Source organism: Methylovirgula sp. 4M-Z18 (assembly GCF_037890675.1).
Lineage (GTDB): Bacteria > Pseudomonadota > Alphaproteobacteria > Rhizobiales > Beijerinckiaceae > 4M-Z18.
Genome location: NZ_CP149574.1, coordinates 776,422 through 796,227 on the forward strand (window position 1 = coordinate 776,422; position 19,806 = coordinate 796,227).

Sequence of the window (19,806 nt, forward strand, 5' to 3'; positions counted from 1 at the left end):
AGGGGGAAAAATGAGGGGGATCAGTTTCACTTTGCTTGCGGTGTTCATGGCAAGCACCGCCTATGCGGCATCGACGCCGGTCTCGACGATCGAGGCGATCTACAAGAGCCATATCGGCAAGAACGCCAAGCCGATTTCGGGAACCGACGAGAAAATCTACTCCGCAAGGCGACGCAAGCAATTGCACAAAAGCTTGGCAGGCTGCGAAGAGATTTGCGCACCGGTGCAGGATTTCGATTATTTCGTCAACGGGCAGGACTACGAAATCAAGAACGTCGCAGTGAAGCAGGTCTCCGGCGACGAGAAGAACGCCATCGTCGTCGCGAATTTCCTCAATTTCGATAAGCCGGAGGAAGTGACCTACATGCTCGTGAACGAGAGCGGCAAGTGGCTGATCGACGATGTGAAGGATGTGACTGAAGGCGAAACATACGATCTCGACAAGCTGTTCAAGCGCGAGTGACGCCGATGGTCTTTATCTCGGGCCATGTGACGCCAACGACTGTCATCCCGGGCTTGACCCGGGATCCAGGGCCACACGTGAGCGCTTGCGAGAAAGGCCTGCGGCGCAGCGTCAACGATGAATCGTTTGCTGCGCGGCTGCCGGATCCCGGGTCAAGCCGGGGATGACAGCGAGGCCTTCTTGGAAGTTGTGACCTGCAGCCGAGCTTTCAGTCGTGCTGCAGGTCGTACATCAAGAGCTTAGCTCTTACAAATTCTTCAAAAGATTTTCCGCGCCCGAGGATTCCGCTTTCGACGGCACGTCTTCGACGAAGAGTTTCGTCACCACGCCATCGTCGACCAGCATCGAATAGCGGGCAGAGCGCAGGCCAAGGCCGCGTTCGGTCAGATCGACGGTGAGACCGAGCGCCTTGGCGAACAGCGCGCTGCCGTCGGCAAGAAAATCGATCTTGCCGTCGCCCCCCGAAGATTTCGCCCAGGCATTCATGACAAAGACATCGTTCACGCCCGTCACCGCGACCGTATCGACGCCCTTGCCGGCGATGGCGGCGAGATTGTTGAGATAGCCCGGCAGGTGGTTGTTGCTGCAGGTCGGCGTGAAAGCGCCCGGCACGGCGAAGAGCACCACTTTCTTGCCGCGGAAAATTTCGTCCGTCGTGCGCGGCGCGGGGCCGTCGACCGTCATGACGGTAAAGGTCGCGTCGGGCAATTTGTCGCCAATCTGGATGGTCATCATGTGCTCCGTAAAAGAGAGACGTTGTCGAACCGTTGCGGCCCGGCAATGTTGAGTGATCTAGGGTTGAATCGCCATAATCAAGGAGGGACCCTAAGGCGCTTTTGCCGGTTCGTCGAGACGAAGCCTTGCTTCCCAGGATCGCTGCGGCGTGCCGAAGGTTGCGGTGATCGTCGTCGGCCATGCGGCGTCTTTCGGCTTTTCCGCCAGGGTGAGGGTAAAGCCGTCCCCCTCGGGTTTTTTCGTTGTGTCGAAATACCAGCCATCGGGCGCTTCGACGAAAAGATCGGCATGCGGATCGGCAAGCCAGGATTTGTCCTTGAGCGTGAAGGTCCATACCGGCTTTGGGCTGCCGTGTGTGGGCGTGACCACATAAGCGCTCGCTGCGCCGTCCGGCAGCAGCTTCGGCACGTCCGCCGGCGCGCTCCATTCGCCCATCTTTTCTTGCGGCGAGAGGGTGAGTGCGCCGTCGCCATGGGCGGGCATGCAAATCTGGTCGCAGACGGCGTAATCGAGCTGCAATTTGAGCTGTACGGGCTTGGCCGGATCGGATGGCGTCACGCGAACGGGAAATGTCACATGGTCGCGATAGCCGAAGGCGAGGGCGCCACCCTCATCCATCCGTTGCGGAAAAGGATAGAGCACCTCGGTCTTGCCGACATTGTCCGATCCGCCAAAGGCAAAGATCGGCGGCACGCCGGCTTCGCCGGGATCGCCCCAATAGGTGATCGCATTGCCGGTAAGCTGGATCTCGACGCCGACAATATAGGAATTGTTCTGCATGCCTTGTGCTTGCAGCCGCATCGCCGATTTATCGGTGCGGATCCACGGGGTGCTTGGCAGTTCGGCGCCGTGGACGAGTGACGAAAATGTGGCGAGCGCGGTGAGGCCTATCAAAAGTCTTTTCATATCACTTCTTTAACGCGTGCCTTGCACACGCACCAATAACATTGCCGCGAGCTTCTTGCGAAAGTCATGCCGACTATCCTAAAATCCCCCCATGACCTTACGACTGAAGCGCGACTCACGCGCGCCCCAAGGTTTCCTCGACGGACAGATGCTGCTGGCCATGCCCGGCATGCAGGATGCTCGCTTCGCGCGTTCCGTGATCTACATGTGCGCCCATTCGGATGAGGGCGCGATGGGGATCGTGATCAATCAACCGGCACGCAAGGTGACCTTTTCCCAACTCCTGGTGCAACTCGATATCGTCTCCGATCCGGACGCCATCCGCCTGCCGGCAAAAGCCGAGCAGATGCCGGTTCTGAAGGGGGGGCCGGTCGAGCCCAATCGCGGCTTCGTGCTGCACTCGGCCGAATATTCGGTCGGCGAGGCGACATTGCCGATCGACGAGGCCGTATCGCTCACGGCGACGCTCGATATTTTGCGCGCCATCGCCCATGGCGAGGGCCCCGACAAGGCCGTGCTCGCCCTTGGCTACGCGTCGTGGGTGCCCGGCCAGCTGGAAGCCGAAATTCAAAACAATGGCTGGCTCTATTGCGAGGCGGATCCGCAATTCGTCTTCGACGCCGACCTCGGCTCCAAATACGACCGCGTCCTGCAGCAACTCGGCATCGAGCCGGCCATGCTGTCGAGCGATGCCGGCCACGCTTAAGTCTCTCTACGCCGCCTGCTCCACGCCCGCGCCGACGAGCCGCCGCGCTTCGTTGACCGTCATGGGCTGGCCGAAGGCGTAGCCTTGCGCATATTCGCAGCCGAGCTGGTAAAGCTCGATCACGTCGCTTTCGGTCTCCGCCCCTTCGGCCACCACGTCCATGCCAAGATCATGGGCGAGGGCGATGATCGAGCGCAGGATCGTCGGCCGCGTGCCCTTGCCGGTCTGATGGACAAAGGATTGGTCGATCTTGATCGTATCGAAGGGCAGGCGCTGCAGATAAGTCAGTGAGAGATAGCCGGTGCCGAAATCGTCGAGCGACAGGCCGGCGCCCAGATTGCGGATGCGCTCCAGGATTTGCGCGGCGAATTCCGGGTTTTCCATCACCAGGCCTTCGGTCATCTCCAGCTTCAAAGTCCCGGGCAGGACGGAGGTGCGCGACAGCACCGCCTTGATGTCGTTCAGGAGATCGTGTCGCAGCAATTGCTGCGAGGAAATATGAATGCTGGCGAAAATCGGCGGATTGACTTCGAGCGCTTCCTGCCAGATGCGCAATTCCTTCGCCGTCCGGTCCAGCACGAAGGCATTCAGATCGAAAATGACGTCGGTTTCCTCTGCCATGGCGATGAATTCATCGGGGCCGATAAGGCCGAGGCGCGGATGGTTCCAGCGCAGCAGAGCCTCGAATCCGGCGACCGTGCGATCTTCGAGCCGCACCACCGGCTGGAAATAGACCTGCATCTCGCCATGTTCGAGCGCCCGGCGCAAATCCACTTCCAGCGACAGCCGGTCGGAGCGCTGCGCCCGCATGGTCGGGCGGAACACTTCGATGCGATTGCCGCCGAGCCGCTTCGCATGGGCGAGGGCGAGTTCTGCGTCCTTCAGCATATCGTCGCGCTTGGGATGCAATTGCGGGTCATACAGCGACAGGCCGATCGAGGCGGTGAGCGAAATTTCCTGTTCGGCGAAGGTCACCGGCGTGCTCATGGCGCGGCGAATCGTATCGGCCAGCGCGATGATCTGCTCGGTCTGGGTTTCGCTGACCAGGATGATCGCATATTGGTCGCCGTCGATCCGGGCCAGCGTGTCCTGCTGCTTGAGCAGTCGCGAGAGACGCCGCGCCAGAGTGAGCAGAATCGAATCGCCCGCCGGCGTGCCGACCGCGTCGTTGATCTGCTTGAATCGGTCCACATCGACCGTGATCATCGTCGGCCGGTATTGGCTGTCGGCGCGGGCCTGGGCCAGCGCGCCATCGATGCGGTCGAGGAACAGCTCGCGATTCGGCAGGCCGGTCAGATTGTCGTAGACCGCATCGCGTAACAGCCGCTCCTCGGCGGCTTTCGCATTGGTGACGTCGGACAGTGTGCCGACCACCCGCAGCACATCGCCGTCCGCTCCGATCACCGGGCGCGCTTTGAGCTGATACCAGAAATAATGGCCGTCGGTGGAGCGCAGGCGGAAATCATGGGCGATGCGGCCGCGCGCCTGTTGCAGCAGCATGTCGAGCGAGGCGCGATACCGGTCGCGATCGAACGGGTGCAGCACATCGAACCAGGCGGAGGCCGGGCCCTCCAAGCCGCCGCGCTTCAGGCCCAGTTGCGTTTCCACCTCAGGGCTGACGAAAATATGGTCGGCCGGAACGTCCCAGTCGAAAATGATGTCGCCCGAGCCGGTGAGCGCGAGGGCCTTGCGCTCGGCATCCGAAACGGTGCCGTGGCCGACCCCGCCGCCGGCAAAAGCGTTCTGCATGACGGTGAAGCCGATCAGCATCACGATCAGGACGAGGCCGCCGATCAGCGCCGGCGCGACGAAATCGACCGTGAAACCGCCGGTCACGGTGATCGCCGCCGCGATCACCCAGACGACGAGGAGCAGCCAGGTTGGGATCAGCATCACGGCCCGGTCGTAGCCATGGGTCGATAGGTAGACGATGAGGATGAAGCCGACCCCGGTGATCGAGGCGATCGAGATGCGCGCGATGCCGGACGCGACCTCCGGATCGTATACCGCGAGGCCGATCAGGGCGGCGATCATGGTGAGCCACAGGCCGGCGACATAGGAATAGCGCACGTGCCAGCGGTTGAGATTGAGATAGGCGAACAGGAACACGATCAGCGTGGCGCCCAGTACCGCTTCGGCACCGGCGCGCCAGATGCGGGTGCCGTTCACGTCGATGTCGAAAATCTTGTGCCAGAAGCCGAAATCGATACAGACATAAACCAGCACGGCCCAGGCGAGAGCGGCCGCCGCCGGGAAGATCGCCGCGCCGCGCACCACGAAGACGATGGTGAGGAAAAGCGCCATCAGGCCGGCAATACCGATGATGATCCCCTCGTAAAGGGTCAGGCTCGTCACCTTGTCCTTATAGGCGTCCGGGTCCCAGAGGTAGATTTGCGGCAGATAGGCGGTTTGCAACTCGGCGACATAGGTCACGGTCGTGCCGGGCTCAATCGTGACCGCAAAAACATCGGAATCGGGGCTGTCCTGGCGCTCCAGCGCCGACCCCTGGCTGGCGGTGATCGCCTGGATGCGGGTCGAGCCGAGATCCGGCCAGATGACGCCGGAGCCGGCGAGCCGGTAATGCAGGGCCACGATCAGGCGCTTGATCGGCTTATCGGTCTCATTGGCAAGCGCAAAGACCACCCAGGAGGGTTGGGTCCCCGGCTCTCGGGCGGAGACTTCGATCCTGCGCACAATGCCGTCCGGTCCGGGCGCGGTCGCGATCTGAATCTTGTCGCCTTGCCCCGAGTAGTGATCAAGCGCGGCGCTGAGGTCGATAGCCGTCGAATCCGGGGTCACGCGCACGGCCTCGGCCGCCAAAGCGGAAAAAGAGCCGGCAAGCCAGAGACCTAGAAGCAGGAGAAAGAGACGAATCGGACGCACGATACTCTAAATGCTGAGGACGGAAATATGCGGCATCGACCCGCCGGCCCCGCATTTCCATCCGGTGAACCTCATTCATGTCGGAAGTGTGATTGGTAGTCATTTGCGGCTGTGCGGGCAAGGCGCAACAGGATTTTGCCCGGCTTTTTGCCCAGATAACGTAAATTCCAGAGGCTTCCGTGGACGATCAGCCGCGGTGATGTCCACTGCCCAGAGGCACATCGCTGTCCAAAATGGCGTAAAGGACATGGTCTTGCCAGCGGCCGTTGATCTGCAGATAGGCGCGCGCCACGCCCTCACGCTGGAAGCCGATCCGTTCCAGCAGCCGCCTTGAGGCCTCATTGTGCATGAGGCAGGCCGCTTCGACCCGCCGCAACCCCATGACACCAAAAGCGTGGGCAAGGATCGCGCGCACCGCGTCGGACATATAGCCGCGGTTGGCGTAAGGCGCGCCCATCCAATAGCCGAGGGTCGCCGTTTGCGCGACGCCGCGCCGGACCTGGCCGAGGGTCAGGCCGCCGAGCAGGACCCGGTCGCTCTGCCGGAAAATCAGGAAAGGGTAGGATTCATCGCGCGCGATCTCTTCCCGATGCCGTTTGAGACGGCGGCGAAAGGCCGCGCGGGTCAGGTCATCGGCCGGCCAGATCGGTTCCCAGGGGGTTAGAAATTCGCGGCTTTCGGCGCGCAGCCGGGCCCACGGCAGGAAATCTTCCATTTCCGCATGGCGCAAATAGACCGATTTGCCGCGAATCCAGGCCTTTGGGTCAGCCGCGAAATTGAGTCGGAAGAGCGCCACGAGCCATCCCTCATACGCCAGAGAGCCGTGCTGCAACTTTATCTGGAGTCCAAACCTTGGCAACTGGCCCAATGGCGCAAACGGTCGGTGCCGTCTTGAGTATTTCTTGCCCCGCGGCGCGAATGTCGTCGACCGTGATCGCGTCGATCCGGTCGATCACCTCCTGCCGCGTCAGGACGCGGCCGTAGGACAACATCTGCCGGGCGATCTGCTCGGCCCGCGCCGTCGAGGATTCGAGCGCGGTGAGCAGCGAGACCTTCATCTGCGCCTTGGCCCGTTGCACTTCCACCTCCGACAAATCCGCGGCCGCATCGGCCAGGCAATCGAGCGCAACCGGCATCAATTCGGTGACATCGCCGGCGCTGGTTCCGGCGTAAAGGCCGAACAGGCCGGTGTCGGAAAAGGCCCAGTGGAACGCATAGATCGAATAGGCGAGGCCGCGCTTTTCCCGCACATCTTGAAATAGGCGCGATGACATGCCACCGCCAGCGACATTGGCGAAAATATGCGCGGCGTAATTGCGCGGATCATTGAAGGAAACGCCTTCGAAGCCGATGATGATATGCGCCTGCTCAAGCCGCTTCTTCAGCTTGTTCTCGCCCCCGACATATTTGGCGGGCTCCTTTTGCAGCCGCATCGGCTCAGGCAGATGGCCGAAGCGCTCACCGATCTCGGCGACAAGCGCCTTGTGATCGACCGCACCGGCCGCGGCGACGGTCATGGATTCGGAGTGGTAATGTGAGCCGAGATAGTCCCGGATTGCTGTCGGGTCGAAGGACGACACCCGCTCGGGCGTGCCGAGAATGGGCCGGCCGATCGACTGGTCGGGATAGGCGGTCGCGGTGAACATGTCGAACACGAGATCGTCCGGCGTATCGGCCGCCGCACCGATCTCCTGCAAGATCACGCTTTTCTCCCGCGCCAGTTCGGTCGGATCGAAGACCGAATTGGTGAGGATGTCGCTCAGGATGTCGATGGCAAGGTCGGTGTCCTCCGCGAGTACGCGCGCGTAATAGGACGTCTGCTCGACCGACGTTGCGGCGTTGATATCGCCACCCGCCGTCTCGATTTCCTCCGCAATGTCCCGGGCCGAACGTTTCTTGGTCCCTTTGAAAGCCATGTGCTCCAGCAGATGCGAGAGCCCATGTTCCTGTGGCCGTTCGTGCCTTGATCCCGCTCCGATCCACACCCCGAGAGAGGTGGTTTCCACATGGGACATCTTATCTGTGACGACGCGAAGACCGGAGGGAAGCGTCGTTATTTCAACACTCATACAGGCTCATACTTTTGCTCCGGCGCTCATCGCCGCGGCGCGCGAGCGGCTACGGATGAAGGCTTCGATTTCGCGCTGGTCATTGGGCAGCACGGTCATACTTTCGCTTCTTTGTAACAAATCTGCAAGATGCGCCGGCAGGGCGGGGCGGACCCCGCTGGCGCGCCCGACCGCATCGGGGAATTTCGCCGGGTGGGCGGTGCCGAGCACCAACATCGGAATCGCGGGGTGATCCTTGACCCGCTGCCGTGCCACTTGCACGCCGACGGCCGTGTGCGGATCGAGCAGATAGCCCGAATTGCGGTAGGTTGCGGCGATTTCGGCCGCCGTTTCGGCTTCGTGCGTGGCGCCCGCGTCGAAGTCGCTGCGAATGGCCGCGAGCGCATCCGGAGCGATGGTAAAGCTGCCCGATTGTGCAAGGCTGCCCATCGCACCGCTGATGGCGGAAGCGTTGCGGCCATAGGCTTCGAACAGCACCCGCTCGAAATTCGATGACACTTGAATGTCCATGGAGGGCGATTGCGTCGGCTTGACGCCGCGCACGTCATAGGTGCCGGTCGCAAGCGTGCGCGCCAGAATGTCGTTGGTATTGGTGGCGATGCCGAGACGTTCGATCGGCAGGCCCATGCGCTTGGCGACATAGCCCGCGAGAATATCGCCGAAATTGCCGGTCGGGACGGTGAAGGACACCTTGCGATGCGGGGCGCCCAGCGCGACAGCGCTGGTGAAGTAATAGACGATTTGCGCGACAATACGGGCCCAATTGATCGAATTAACGCCGGACAGACCGAATTCGTCGCGGAAGCGATGGTTGTTGAACAGGCCCTTCACGATCGCCTGCGCGTCGTCGAACGTGCCTTCGAGGGCGATCGTATGGACATTGGCATCGCTGACCGTGGTCATCTGGCGGCGCTGCACGTCGGAGACGCGGCCATGCGGATAGAGTATGAACACGTCGACCATATCGAGGCCGCGGAAGGCTTCGATGGCGGCCGCGCCGGTGTCGCCCGAGGTGGCGCCGACGATGGTCGCCCGCTTGCCGGCCGCCTTCAGCGCGCGGTCCATCAGCCGGCCGAGCAATTGCATCGCGACATCCTTGAAGGCAAGGGTCGGGCCATGGAACAGTTCGACCACGAAGAGATTGTCGCCGATCTGGGTCAGCGGCGTCACCGCATCGTGCCGGAAGGTCGCATAGGCAGATACGATCATGGCCGAGAGGTCGGCAGGGGCAATCGTGTCGCCGGTGAACCGGCTGATGACGGCCTCCGCCACTTGGGCGTAGGGCTTGCCGGCAAAGCCGGCGATTTCGTCGGCCGAAATCTGCGGATAGGTCTGCGGCAGATAGAGGCCGCCGTCGCGCGCCAGGCCGGTCAGCAAAGCCTCGGTGAAATTCAGCTCAGGCGCGTAACCGCGGGTCGAAACATAGCGCATCGTGCAAATCCTCAAAGTCCTGCAAACCGATGGCGGCAGGCTGTAGCATAAAATTTCGTCACTGGGACCGCTTGAATCGGCATGGCCTCATCTCACGCTTTGGGACGTCGCCAGGCGAAGACCGCAAAGACGCCGAGCAGCGCCGCGGCGAGGCCGAACCAAGTGAAGGCGTAGGACAGGTGGTTGTTCGGAATGTCGATCACTGTCGTGCCGCCCTTCGGCCAGCCGCCCGGCACCGGCGTCGCATCGGCGTCGATGCTGAACGGGGCTGCGCGCTGTAAGCCGAAATGCTGGGCGATCGCGATCGAATCGCGCGTGTACCAGAGGCCTTTGGCCGGATCGTCGGCAGGGGTGAAAGGATTGCGGCTTTCCGGCTCGCGCATCAGGCCGCTGAGCGTGACCTCGCCGGGGATTTGCCCAGCCGAGCGCTTGGCCGGGTCGCGCAGGTCCTCGCGCACGAAACCGCGGTTGACGATGATCTGCGCGCCCGAGGCGAGCGTCAGGGGCGTCAGGACCAGATAGCCGGTCTCATCATGGAAAGGCCGGAAGACCAGGGCTTCCTGCGCGTAGTCGAACGTGCCGGTGAGCGTGACATGCCGATAGGCGTATTCGTTGGGCGTAAGCCCCGGCCATTGAGCTTCATCCGGCAGCGGCACGGGCGGCGCCGCGATCCGTTCGTGGATTTGTGCCAGGAGGCCTTCCTTCCAGGCCAGCCGCTGCAACTGCCACACGCCGAGGCCGCATAGCAGGATGAAGGCGAGAAGGGTGGCAATGGCCGGCCCGAGCAGCCGGCGCGACGGCGTGGTGGCAGTCAATGCTTTTCCAGCCGGCCCTGTTCAGCCTTGTTCTTGTATTGCAGGGCGATGAGTAGGCCTTTGAGCGGCCGCAGAATGCCGAGGCAGACGACGAGGGTCAGCGGCAGGAAGATCATCAGATGGACCCAGATCGGCGGCGCAAAAGTCAGCTCGGTCCAGAGCGCGAGGCCAAGCACGATGAAGCCCGCGAAAAGGGTCACGAAAACGGCCGGCCCGTCGCCCGCGTCGGCAAAGGAATAATCGAGCCCGCAGGATTGGCAGGACGGCGCTACATCCAGAAAGCCCTTGAACATCTTGCCCTGGCCGCACCGCGGACAACGGCCGGCGAGGCCGGTGGAATAGGGGGACTGGGGCGGATATTCGTCGTCATACATGGGCGTGTCTCGGGCTGAGATTTCAAGGCATTATACCAAAGGTCGCGAGCAGCGACCTTTGGACAGCTCTTCATTTTTCGCTCTCGCCTTGGAAAGGCGAAAAATGAAGAAAGGAACCAACGGTCACTCTTCGTGACCGTTGGTATTATAGGCAGTCGCTCGGGGGACGGGAAAATAAAAATCCCGGCCTTATCGACAAGGCCGGGATTCCAGAAATGCCCGTGCGGGACGCGTCATTCGTGATGGATCACGCCGCCCCAGGAGCCCCACACATAGATGCAGGAGAACAGGAACAGCCAGACGACGTCGACGAAATGCCAGTACCAGGCGGCAAATTCAAAGCCGAGATGCTGGTCCGGCTTGAAATGGCCGGCATAGGCGCGAATCAGGCAGACGATCAGGAAGAGCGTGCCGATGATCACATGCGCGCCGTGGAAGCCGGTCGGCATGAAGAAATTCGCACCGTAGATCGAGCCCTTGAACGCGAAAGGCGCATGATAATATTCCCACGCCTGCACGCTGGTGAACATGGCGCCGAGCAGGACGGTGAGCAACAGGCCGGTCTTCAGGCTCGACCGGTCATTGTGCAGCAGCGCGTGATGGGCCCAGGTGACGGTCGTGCCGGAGGTGAGCAGCAGCAGCGTATTGAAGAGCGGCAGATGCATCGGGTCGAGCGCCTCGATGCCCTTCGGCGGCCAGATGCCGCCGGTAAATTCCGTGCGGGCATATTCGATCACTTCGTTGGGGAAGAGGCTCGAGTTGAAATAGGCCCAGAACCACGCCACGAAGAACATCACTTCCGACGCGATGAACATGATCATGCCGTAGCGATGGCTGATCTGCACGACGCGGGTATGGTGGCCTTCACGCTCGGCCTCCCTGATCACGTCGCTCCACCAGGCGAACATCGTGTAGAGCACGGCGATGAGGGCAAAGCCGAAAATAAAGGGGCCCATTTTCAGGCCGCCCAGGGTCAGGCTCTTCATCCACATGACGGCGCCGATCGCCAGCATGAACGCACTGACCGAACCGACCAGCGGCCAGGGACTTGGATCAACGAGATGATAGTCGTGGTTCGGTTTGGCGTGACTGTCAGCCATCGGTCGTTTCCCTCAACAAATTCCAGCCCATTGAAGCCATTTCACATGTCTCATGACGGGGGTCAACTGCGACATCATAGCTTCGGTTTGTTTTTCGCCGCATCCGCAACGGGTTGCGGATCCTGCTTCGACGAATAGAAAGTGTAGGACAATGTGACCGTCTCGACGCCCTTCATCGCCTCGTCCTTTTCAAGCGCCGGATCGAGGTAGAAGACCACCGGTAGATCCGCCGATTCGCCCGGCCCCAGGTGCTGTTCCGACGTGCAAAAGCAGGAGATCTTGTAGAACCATGGGCTCACCTGTTCCGAGACATTGTAGGAAGCGACTGCCGCGGTCTGCTGGTTCGAAAGGTTCTTCACCTTGAAGAAAACGGTGGCCGTCTGGCCGGTGCGCACATTGATCGAATCGACTTCCGGCTCGAAGGACCAGGGTAGGTCGCCGCTGACATTGGTATCGAAGTGGACATTGATGATGCGCTGCCCCAGGGTCGCGGATTCGGTGTCCGCCGTGCGCAAGACGCCGCCATAGCCTGTCGCCTTGCAGAAGGCGGCATAGAGCGGCACGGCGGCATAGGAGAGGCCGATCATCGCGGCGACCACCGCGGCGATGGTCCAGGCGGTGCGCGCATTGGTTTTGTTATTCGCCATAGGAATCGGTCTGCTGTGCGGGGTCGAAATGCGGGGCATGCGCGACGCGCACGATCGTCACGCAATAGAACAACACGAAAAACGCTAAAACGCACAGGCCCAAGGCCCAATTGCGCTGAACGCGGCCGCGCATCTGCGCCGGCGTCAGCCCTTGGATCGCGGGCGTCTTGGTCTTCGCGAAATAGGCGAGCAGCGCGACGCTCAAGGCAAAGCCGATGAGCGCGAAAAGAACGTTCAGGCCCTTCGCGACGGCAAAGGCCCAGACCAGCAGAACGAGCGGGATCAGAAAGCCGAGCATGCGCTAACTCCAAAGCACTTGCATGCGCACGACGAGATGTTCGCCGAGCAAAGTGGCGAAAAGCGCGAACAGATAAAGGATCGAGAAGCCGAACAGCCGCATGGCCTGTTTATTGGCCATCGCGCCCTCGCGGATGCGAAAGACTTTTGCCGCGAGCCAAAGCATCGTCAGTCCGCCGAGCGCGGAGACGGCAAGATAGGTGATGCCGCCAAAGCTCAACAAGAACGGCAGGCAGCCGATCGGCGCGAGGACGATCGTATAAACCAAGATTTCGAGCCGGGTGTGGTCGGGGCCCTTCACATTCGGCATCATCGGCACGCCGGCATTGGCGTAATCACCCTGCTTGACCAGGGCGAGAGCCCAGAAATGTGGCGGCGTCCAGACGAAGATGATGAGGAACAGAATGAGGCTGTCGAGGGTGATCGTGCCGGTCACGGCGCTATAGGCGATCATCGGCGGGAAGGCGCCCGCCGCACCGCCGATGACGATGTTTTGCGGCGTCGAGCGCTTGAGCCACATCGTGTAGATCACGGCGTAGAAGAAGATGGTGAAGGCGAGCAGCCCGGCGGCGAGCCAATTGGTAGCAAGCCCGAGGGTCGCGACCGAGAAGGCGGCGAGCACCAGGCCGAACGCCAAAGCCTCGCCGCTGGTGACTTTGCCGGACGGAATCGGTCGCTTCTGGGTCCGCCGCATCACCGCGTCGATGTCGGCGTCATACCACATGTTGAGCGCGCCGGACGCGCCGGCGCCGATGGCGATGGCAAGCAGGGCGGTGAAGCCGAGCACGGGATTGATGCCGCCGGGCGCGATGATCAGGCCGGTCAGCGCCGTGAAGACGACGAGCGACATCACCCGAGGTTTCAGCAGCGCGAAATAATCGGATGGGGTGGCGTTGGAGACTGCATTCATGTCAGTCGCGCCGTCATGACCTGCGGTCAAACTCATTACTACATTCCAATCCACATCGGGACGTTCAACATCGTGGCTTCAAGCGCCGGGCTCATCGGCAAGACGGCCTCTTGAAGGTCGTCCAACGGATGAGTCCGGCGGCCGGTCGGAAACCGGCCGCCGTGGTCTTTAGTGCCCGTCCGAGCCGGTGATGCGCGGCAGGGTCGAGAACTGATGGAAGGGCGGAGGCGAGGACAGCGTCCACTCCAGGGTCGTCGCGCCGACGCCCCACGGATTGTCGCCAGCAACACGCTTCTTCGAGAAGGCTTCGAGCACCGTGTAGAGGAACACGAGCACGCCGATACCGGCGATGTAGGAGCCGAACGACGACCATTTGTTCCAGAACGCGAAAGCTTCCGGATAGTCGATGTAGCGGCGCGGCATGCCGGCGAGGCCGAGGAAATGCTGCGGGAAGAACGTCAGGTTCACGCCGACGAACATGATCCAGAAATGCAGTTTGGCCAGGGTCTCATTGTACATGTAACCCGTCATCTTCGGGAACCAATAGTACCAGGCCGCGAAAATCGCGAAGACCGCACCGAGCGACAGCACGTAGTGGAAGTGCGCGACCACATAATAGGTTTCGTGCAAGCTGCGGTCGACGCCGGCATTGGCGAGCACGACGCCGGTCACGCCGCCGACGGTGAACAGGAAGATGAAGCCGACGGCCCAGACCATCGGCGCGCGGAACGAGATCGAGCCGCCCCACATGGTGGCGATCCATGAGAAGATCTTCACGCCGGTCGGCACCGCAATCACCATCGTCGCGAAGACGAAATAGCGCTGCGTGTTGAGCGACAGGCCGACCGTATACATGTGGTGCGCCCACACGACGAAGCCGACGAAACCGATAGCGACCATCGCATAAGCCATGCCGAGATAGCCGAACACCGGCTTCTTCGAGAAGGTCGATATGATGTGGCTGATGATGCCGAAGCCGGGCAGGATCAGAATGTACACTTCCGGATGGCCGAAGAACCAGAACAGGTGCTGGAACAGGATCGGGTCGCCGCCGCAATCGGGACGGAAGAAGCAGGTGTCGAAGTTGCGGTCCGTCAGCAGCATGGTGATCGCGCCGGCAAGAACCGGGAGCGAGAGCACGAGCAGGAAGGCGGTGATCAGCACCGACCACGCGAACAGCGGCATCTTATGCAGGGTCATGCCCGGCGCGCGCATGTTGAAGATGGTGGTGATGAAATTGATCGCGCCGAGGATCGAGGACGCGCCCGCGATGTGCAGCGACAGAATGGCGAAATCCATCGCCGGCCCGTCATGGCCCGTCGAGCTCGACAAAGGCGGATAGATGACCCAGCCGGTGCCGGCGCCGTTGAAGCCCTCGCCGCCCGGCACGAACATCGAGATCACCAGCAGGCCGAAGGATGCGGGCAACAGCCAGAAGGAAATGTTGTTCATGCGCGGGAAGGCCATGTCCGGCGCGCCGATCATGATCGGAACGAACCAATTGCCGAACCCGCCGATCATCGCCGGCATCACCATGAAGAAGATCATGATCAGGCCATGGCCGGTGATGAAGACGTTATAAAGATGCTTGGCGGCGTCGAGATTGTTGTCGCCGGCGCCTTCGAGATATTTGGCGATGATCGGGAAGACCTGGATGCCGGGATCCTGCAATTCGGCGCGGATCGCGATCGACATCGCACCGCCGATGACGCCGGCGCAAATCGCGAAGATCAGGTAGAGCGTGCCGATGTCTTTGTGATTGGTGGAATAAAGATAGCGTTTCCAGCCGGTCGGGTGGCCGTGGTCCGCAGCATCGTGGGTGGTTGAGGTTGCCATACGTGTAAATCCTCGAACTTGAAACGATCCAGACGGACCGGCTTATTGCGCGCTTGCAAGGGCGGAGGCGCCGCCGTTGCTCGCAAATTTCTTCTTCGCATCCTGCAACCAGGCGTCATATTTCTCTTGGCTCAGGACGCGGATGGCGATCGGCATGAAGGCATGGTCCTTGCCGCATAGTTTCGAGCATTGCCCGTAGTAGACGCCTTCCTTGTCGGCATTGAACCAAGTCTGGTTTGCGCGGCCGGGAACGGCGTCGACGCGCACCCCGAGTTCGCGCACCGCGAAGGAATGGATGACGCCGGTCGGGTCGGACGTGATCGTCATCACGATGTTTTTATGCACCGGCACGACGAGTTCGTTGTCGACGGCGAGCAGGTAGAGCTGGTGCTCCTTCTCGAAGTCGTTGAGGTCCGCTTGCTTCTTATAGTTCGAATCGTAGCTGAAGCCGCCCGCCTGGTCCTTGGGATATTCGTAGGTCCAGTACCATTGCTTGCCGGTCGCCTTGAGGGTGATGTCGGCCTTGGGGGCAACCAATTCCTTGGTCAGGAGCCGGAACGAGGGGATCGCGATGATCACCAGGATGAGAACCGGAATGATCGTCCAGGCCACTTCGAGCAGGGTATTGTGTGTCGTCCTGGAGGGAACGGGATTGGCCTTCTCGTTAAAGCGAAAAACGATGATGAGGAGGAGGGCGAGAACAAACAGCGAAATCGGAATGATGATCCACAACAGCAAGGTGTGGAAACTATCGATGTCCTGAGCCACGGTGCTCGCCGGCTCGGGCATGCCGATCTGGCCCGGAACCGGGGCGCCGAGCACGGCGTCCTCCGCACGGGCCCAAGTGGAGGTGAAGAACGTTAATAGAGCGGCCGCCGCCGGCCCGATTCCCCGCATATTAAACCTCATGAACGTCGTCGCTCCTCTCGGCCAGATCCGCTTTATCAATCTGGCGGACACTTGAATTTTCCTCGCAAAAGGGCCTCATTCTGGCCGCTTTCGTGAGAATATTGCATTCCGCCTCGGATCGGCCCCACGGGACGAGGCCCCAGCCCAAGCCAATCCAAAGGCGGAAAAACGCCATCTCAACCCCGTTTCAAACCACAGTCCCGCTGCAAGCGCAATGCCGTCGAACTTTTTGCCCGATGCGGCAAATGGGCGCGAAACTATCCTCCTTTGTTCGGCGCTGCAAACGTTGCGAGCTGCGCAGGCACCATTTCACGCCGGCGCTTGACAGGCAAAGGTCATTTGCTACGGAACGGACGGCTTTTACACCGCATCGGCCCTTGGGTTTGATTCGTGGATATTATAATGACATGTCGCGCGCATGATATGACGCGGATGTGGATGAGGAACGGGAATGATTCGGATGCGCGTTAGCAGGATTCAGCCACAAACCGGCACATGGCCGGCGGGGTTCTGGCGGCTGCTGGCCGGAGCGGTGCTCGCTTTGGCGATTTTGGGCACCGGCCAAGCCTTGGCGCAGTCTCAAGGCGTCCTGAAGAACAAGTTCGGCGATTGGGAAATGCGTTGCGACACGCCGCCGGGCGCGGTTCAGGAGCAATGCGGCCTGGTGCAGAGCATTGCGGCGGAAGACAAGCCGAACGTCAATTTGCAGATCATCATCGTCAAGGTGGCGGACGGCAAGGGCTCGATCCTGCGGGTCGTCGCGCCGCTGGGCGTGTTCCTGCCGCGCGGCCTCAACCTGAATATCGACGGCGCCAATATCGGCAAGACCGGCTTCGGCCGCTGCCTGCCGAACGGCTGCTATGCGGAAGTCGGCATCGACGACAAATTGCTGCAGCAGCTGAGAAACGGCCAAAGCGCCGTCTTCTCGATTTTCGACACGCCGGAGGAGGGGATCGGCATTCCGGTCGCGCTGTCCGGTTTCAAGGACGGTTACGACAGCCTGCCCGACGTTTCCAGCGCGCCACAGGGCGCCGACCCGAACGCGGCAGGCGCAAAACCGCCGGCACCGGCGCCAACTCCGGCACCGACGCTGCCGCCGCAATAGGCCGGACGGCTTTGTTTCAGTCTGACGGGATCAAAATGGCTGTGAGCCGTGTGGAGGATTTTCATGACGCAGGGCATTTTTAGGGACTTTCCGATGGAGGCGTTTATGCCGGGGATGCGTGTACTTGGTGTTGCATTCCTGACTTTGTCGCTCGCCGGCTGCGGCAGCGGCAGCAGCAAGTTCGACCCTGCCAGCCTTGTTGCCTTCAACCGCCCCTCGGCCCCGCCCGTGCCGCCGCCGCCGAAAGCCAAGGAGGACGAGCCGGAAGTCTATTGCCCGTTCGTGCAGGTTCTCGACGGCGCGAGCGCCTTGCGCGTCGGCGGGTCGGGCGAATCGGTCCGCTATCAATATTCGCTGGGCGACTTGGCGCGCGAATGCAAGGTGGTCAACGGCAAGATCCAGATCACGGTCGGCGTCGAAGGCAAGGTCCTCTTGGGACCGGCCGGTTCGCCCGGAACATTCTCGGCGCCGATTCGCATTGCGGTGCGCAAGGACGCGGATAATACGGCCGCGGCGAGCAAACTGTTCCGCGTCTCGGCGACCGTGCCCGCCGGTGACACGGTCGGCACGTTCTCGCTGGTCTCCGATGTGATGGAAGTGCCTTTCACCCGCACTGATGCGGATCAGGATTACACGATCGTCGTCGGCTTTGACAGCAAGGGCACGGACAGCGGCGCGCCGGCGAAACCGCGCCGCCGCCGCCACGCGGCTGCAGCGGCACAATAGGGCAGTCCCGGCGGTATCGGTGGAAGATCATTACTTTTTTCGATGCCGCCATTGACCATATCTATGACGCGGAGTAATGCTCCGATTGTCAGATCCACCCTCTGCGGGAGAGTCCGGTTCATCACCGGCGCCGAAGGCGCAACCGCCCCGGAAACGCTCAGGCATCAGGACCGCAAGAGGGATGACACTCTGGAAAGCGAGGCGGAATTCTTGAGGATTCGAGAGTTCTGCATCCACCGACGGGGGTAACCGATCCGGCGTAACGCCGGGCGGGAAATCTCTCAGGTCCCGTGACAGAGGGGGCGTCGCGCCAGGCTCACGTCTGGAGGTTACGCTATCTCTTTGGCCAGGCCCGTCATGACTGACCCGCATTCCTCATCCGACACCCCGCTCAAGCAAACGCCTTTGCATGATTTGCATGTGAAGCTCGGTGCGCGCATGGCCGCTTTCGCCGGCTATGATATGCCGATCCAATACCCGTCCGGCATTTTGCAGGAGCATCTGCATACGCGGGCGCAGGCCGGGCTGTTCGACGTATCGCATATGGGTCAGGCGATTCTGTCAGGGCCCGATGCGGTCAGAGGGCTCGAATCGCTGGTGCCGGGCGATCTTGCCGCGCTGGCGCCGGGGCGCATCCGCTACACGCAATTCTTGAACGAGGACGGCGGGATTCTCGACGATCTGATGGTCACCCGGCTGGCCGATGCGGCGGACGGCGCCGAGCAGCTTTATCTCGTCGTCAACGCAGCCTGTAAGGACGCGGATTTTGCCCATATTCGCTCGCGCCTGCCGCATCTCACGCTCAGAGTGCTCGAACATCACGCGCTGATTGCGCTGCAAGGGCCCAAAGCTGCCGCGGTGCTGGAGCGGCATCTGCCGGGTGTCGAGACCATGCCGTTCATGTCGCTATACATCGTCGAGCGGGACGGCGTGAGCTTCCATGTGTCACGCTCCGGCTATACCGGCGAAGACGGTTATGAGATTTCGGTGCCAGACGCGCATGCGGCTGATTTTACCCAAACGCTTTTGCGCGAAGCCGAGGTCAAGCCGATCGGGCTCGGCGCGCGCGATTCGCTGCGGCTCGAATCCGGTCTTTGCCTTTATGGCCACGACATCGACACGACCACGACGCCGGTCGAAGCGGCCTTGATGTGGTCGATTTCCAAGCGCCGCCGCGCCGAGGGCGGTTTTCCAGGCGACGAGCGCGTGCGCCTGCAATTGGCCCACGGCCCGTCGCGCCTGCGCGTCGGCATTCTGCCCGACGGCAAAGCGCCGGCGCGCGAGGGCTGCGATATTACGACGCTCGACGGCGTGCTGATCGGCAAGATCACGTCCGGCGGCTTCGGTCCGAGCCTCAATGCGCCGGTCGCGATGGGCTATGTCGAAGCGAAATATGCGCCGGTCGGAACGCCGGTGCATGTCATAGTGCGCGGCAAACCGTTGAAAGCGTCCATCGTCAAAATGCCGTTCGTGCCGCAGAATTATTATCGGGGCTAAGGAAAAGGGGACATCACATGACCATCCGCTACAGCAAAGATCATGAATATATCCGTGTCGACGGCGACGTCGGCACGATCGGCATCACCGACTATGCGCAGAATGCACTGGGCGACGTGGTGTTCGTCGAATTGCCGAGCGTCGGCAAGACGCTGGCGAAAGGCGGTGAAGCCGCCGTCGTCGAAAGCGTGAAGGCGGCAAGCGAAGTGTTTTCGCCTGTCTCCGGCACGGTGGTCGAAGTCAACAGCGAGTTGGAAGCAACGCCCGCGACGGTGAACGAAGATCCCGCCGGCAAGGGCTGGTTCATGAAGGTCAAATTGAGCACTCCCGCGGAACTCGACGATTTGCTGGATGAGGCGGCGTATCAGGACTTTCTGAAAACCTTGTAAGCCGCGCG

20 protein-coding genes and 1 riboswitch are annotated in these 19,806 nt (G+C 61.5%); of the genes, 6 read left to right on the forward strand and 14 right to left on the reverse strand.

Annotated elements, in window-relative coordinates; genetic code table 11:
- The first annotated feature begins 10 nt into the window (after positions 1-10).
- Entirely contained in the window at positions 11-463 is a 453-nt protein-coding gene (locus V9T28_RS03475; RefSeq protein WP_116400855.1) for a DUF3828 domain-containing protein, read from the forward strand.
- A gap of 246 nt (positions 464-709) precedes the next feature.
- Here V9T28_RS03475 and V9T28_RS03480 read toward each other — a convergent pair whose 3' ends face one another.
- Positions 710-1,195 carry a peroxiredoxin gene (locus V9T28_RS03480; RefSeq protein WP_116400856.1) on the reverse strand — a complete coding sequence of 162 codons (486 nt, stop codon included), beginning with the start codon at positions 1,193-1,195 and terminating at the stop codon, positions 710-712.
- A gap of 93 nt (positions 1,196-1,288) precedes the next feature.
- Positions 1,289-2,104 (reverse strand): protein-disulfide reductase DsbD domain-containing protein, encoded by an 816-nt coding sequence (locus tag V9T28_RS03485; RefSeq protein ID WP_116400857.1) that lies wholly within the window; start codon positions 2,102-2,104, stop codon positions 1,289-1,291.
- Positions 2,105-2,195: 91 nt separating this feature from the next.
- Between V9T28_RS03485 and V9T28_RS03490 the strand changes: the two genes are divergently transcribed.
- Positions 2,196-2,810, forward strand: coding sequence for a YqgE/AlgH family protein (locus V9T28_RS03490; RefSeq protein ID WP_116400858.1), 615 nt, complete (start codon positions 2,196-2,198; stop codon positions 2,808-2,810).
- Positions 2,811-2,816: 6 nt separating this feature from the next.
- On the opposite strand, the gene V9T28_RS03495 is transcribed toward V9T28_RS03490, so the two are convergent.
- The 12 genes from V9T28_RS03495 to coxB form a co-directional block, all read right to left on the reverse strand.
- The gene (locus V9T28_RS03495) at positions 2,817-5,693 is read right to left on the reverse strand and encodes an EAL domain-containing protein (RefSeq protein WP_116400859.1); all 2,877 of its coding nucleotides are present in this window, start codon (positions 5,691-5,693) and stop codon (positions 2,817-2,819) included.
- 187 nt (positions 5,694-5,880) lie between these two features.
- Positions 5,881-6,489, reverse strand: coding sequence for a GNAT family N-acetyltransferase (locus tag V9T28_RS03500; protein WP_116400860.1), 609 nt, complete (start codon positions 6,487-6,489; stop codon positions 5,881-5,883).
- A gap of 10 nt (positions 6,490-6,499) precedes the next feature.
- Positions 6,500-7,762, reverse strand: a complete 1,263-nt coding sequence (locus V9T28_RS03505) for a M16 family metallopeptidase (protein ID WP_116400861.1) — start codon at positions 7,760-7,762, stop codon at positions 6,500-6,502.
- A 6-nt stretch (positions 7,763-7,768) separates the two neighbouring features.
- Positions 7,769-9,193, reverse strand: a complete 1,425-nt coding sequence (thrC, locus tag V9T28_RS03510) for a threonine synthase (protein ID WP_116400862.1) — start codon at positions 9,191-9,193, stop codon at positions 7,769-7,771.
- Between the two features lie 92 nt (positions 9,194-9,285).
- Positions 9,286-10,008: an SURF1 family protein gene (locus V9T28_RS03515; RefSeq protein WP_116400863.1), complete on the reverse strand. Its 723-nt coding sequence runs from the start codon at positions 10,006-10,008 to the stop codon at positions 9,286-9,288.
- Positions 10,005-10,382 carry a DUF983 domain-containing protein gene (locus tag V9T28_RS03520; protein WP_116400864.1) on the reverse strand — a complete coding sequence of 126 codons (378 nt, stop codon included), beginning with the start codon at positions 10,380-10,382 and terminating at the stop codon, positions 10,005-10,007. Before V9T28_RS03520 ends, V9T28_RS03515 begins: the two co-directional genes overlap by 4 nt.
- Positions 10,383-10,615: 233 nt before the next feature.
- Positions 10,616-11,482: a cytochrome c oxidase subunit 3 gene (locus V9T28_RS03525; RefSeq protein ID WP_116400865.1), complete on the reverse strand. Its 867-nt coding sequence runs from the start codon at positions 11,480-11,482 to the stop codon at positions 10,616-10,618.
- Positions 11,483-11,556: 74 nt separating this feature from the next.
- Positions 11,557-12,129 (reverse strand): cytochrome c oxidase assembly protein, encoded by a 573-nt coding sequence (locus tag V9T28_RS03530; RefSeq protein ID WP_158554799.1) that lies wholly within the window; start codon positions 12,127-12,129, stop codon positions 11,557-11,559.
- Positions 12,119-12,427 (reverse strand): hypothetical protein, encoded by a 309-nt coding sequence (locus tag V9T28_RS03535; RefSeq protein ID WP_116400867.1) that lies wholly within the window; start codon positions 12,425-12,427, stop codon positions 12,119-12,121. Before V9T28_RS03535 ends, V9T28_RS03530 begins: the two co-directional genes overlap by 11 nt.
- Before the next feature lie 3 nt (positions 12,428-12,430).
- A complete protein-coding gene (locus V9T28_RS03540) occupies positions 12,431-13,372 on the reverse strand; it encodes a heme o synthase (protein ID WP_116400868.1) in 942 nt (313 codons plus the stop codon).
- 132 nt (positions 13,373-13,504) lie between these two features.
- The gene (gene ctaD, locus V9T28_RS03545) at positions 13,505-15,172 is read right to left on the reverse strand and encodes a cytochrome c oxidase subunit I (RefSeq protein WP_116400869.1); all 1,668 of its coding nucleotides are present in this window, start codon (positions 15,170-15,172) and stop codon (positions 13,505-13,507) included.
- Positions 15,173-15,214: 42 nt separating this feature from the next.
- Complete coding sequence (gene coxB, locus V9T28_RS03550) at positions 15,215-16,069, reverse strand: cytochrome c oxidase subunit II (protein WP_116400870.1); 855 nt, start codon at positions 16,067-16,069, stop codon at positions 15,215-15,217.
- Between the two features lie 472 nt (positions 16,070-16,541).
- Between coxB and V9T28_RS03555 the strand changes: the two genes are divergently transcribed.
- The 4 genes from V9T28_RS03555 to gcvH all read left to right on the forward strand — a co-directional run bounded on the left by V9T28_RS03555 (position 16,542) and on the right by gcvH (position 19,798).
- Entirely contained in the window at positions 16,542-17,186 is a 645-nt protein-coding gene (locus tag V9T28_RS03555; protein ID WP_116401082.1) for an invasion associated locus B family protein, read from the forward strand.
- A gap of 105 nt (positions 17,187-17,291) precedes the next feature.
- A complete protein-coding gene (locus V9T28_RS03560) occupies positions 17,292-17,912 on the forward strand; it encodes a hypothetical protein (protein WP_147306438.1) in 621 nt (206 codons plus the stop codon).
- Positions 17,913-18,006: 94 nt separating this feature from the next.
- A riboswitch (glycine riboswitch) is annotated at positions 18,007-18,096 on the forward strand.
- Positions 18,097-18,269: 173 nt separating this feature from the next.
- A complete protein-coding gene (gene gcvT / locus V9T28_RS03565; RefSeq protein WP_116400873.1) occupies positions 18,270-19,409 on the forward strand; it encodes a glycine cleavage system aminomethyltransferase GcvT in 1,140 nt (379 codons plus the stop codon).
- A 17-nt stretch (positions 19,410-19,426) separates the two neighbouring features.
- Positions 19,427-19,798 carry a glycine cleavage system protein GcvH gene (gcvH, locus tag V9T28_RS03570; RefSeq protein WP_116400874.1) on the forward strand — a complete coding sequence of 124 codons (372 nt, stop codon included), beginning with the start codon at positions 19,427-19,429 and terminating at the stop codon, positions 19,796-19,798.
- The last annotated feature ends 8 nt before the right edge of the window (positions 19,799-19,806 follow it).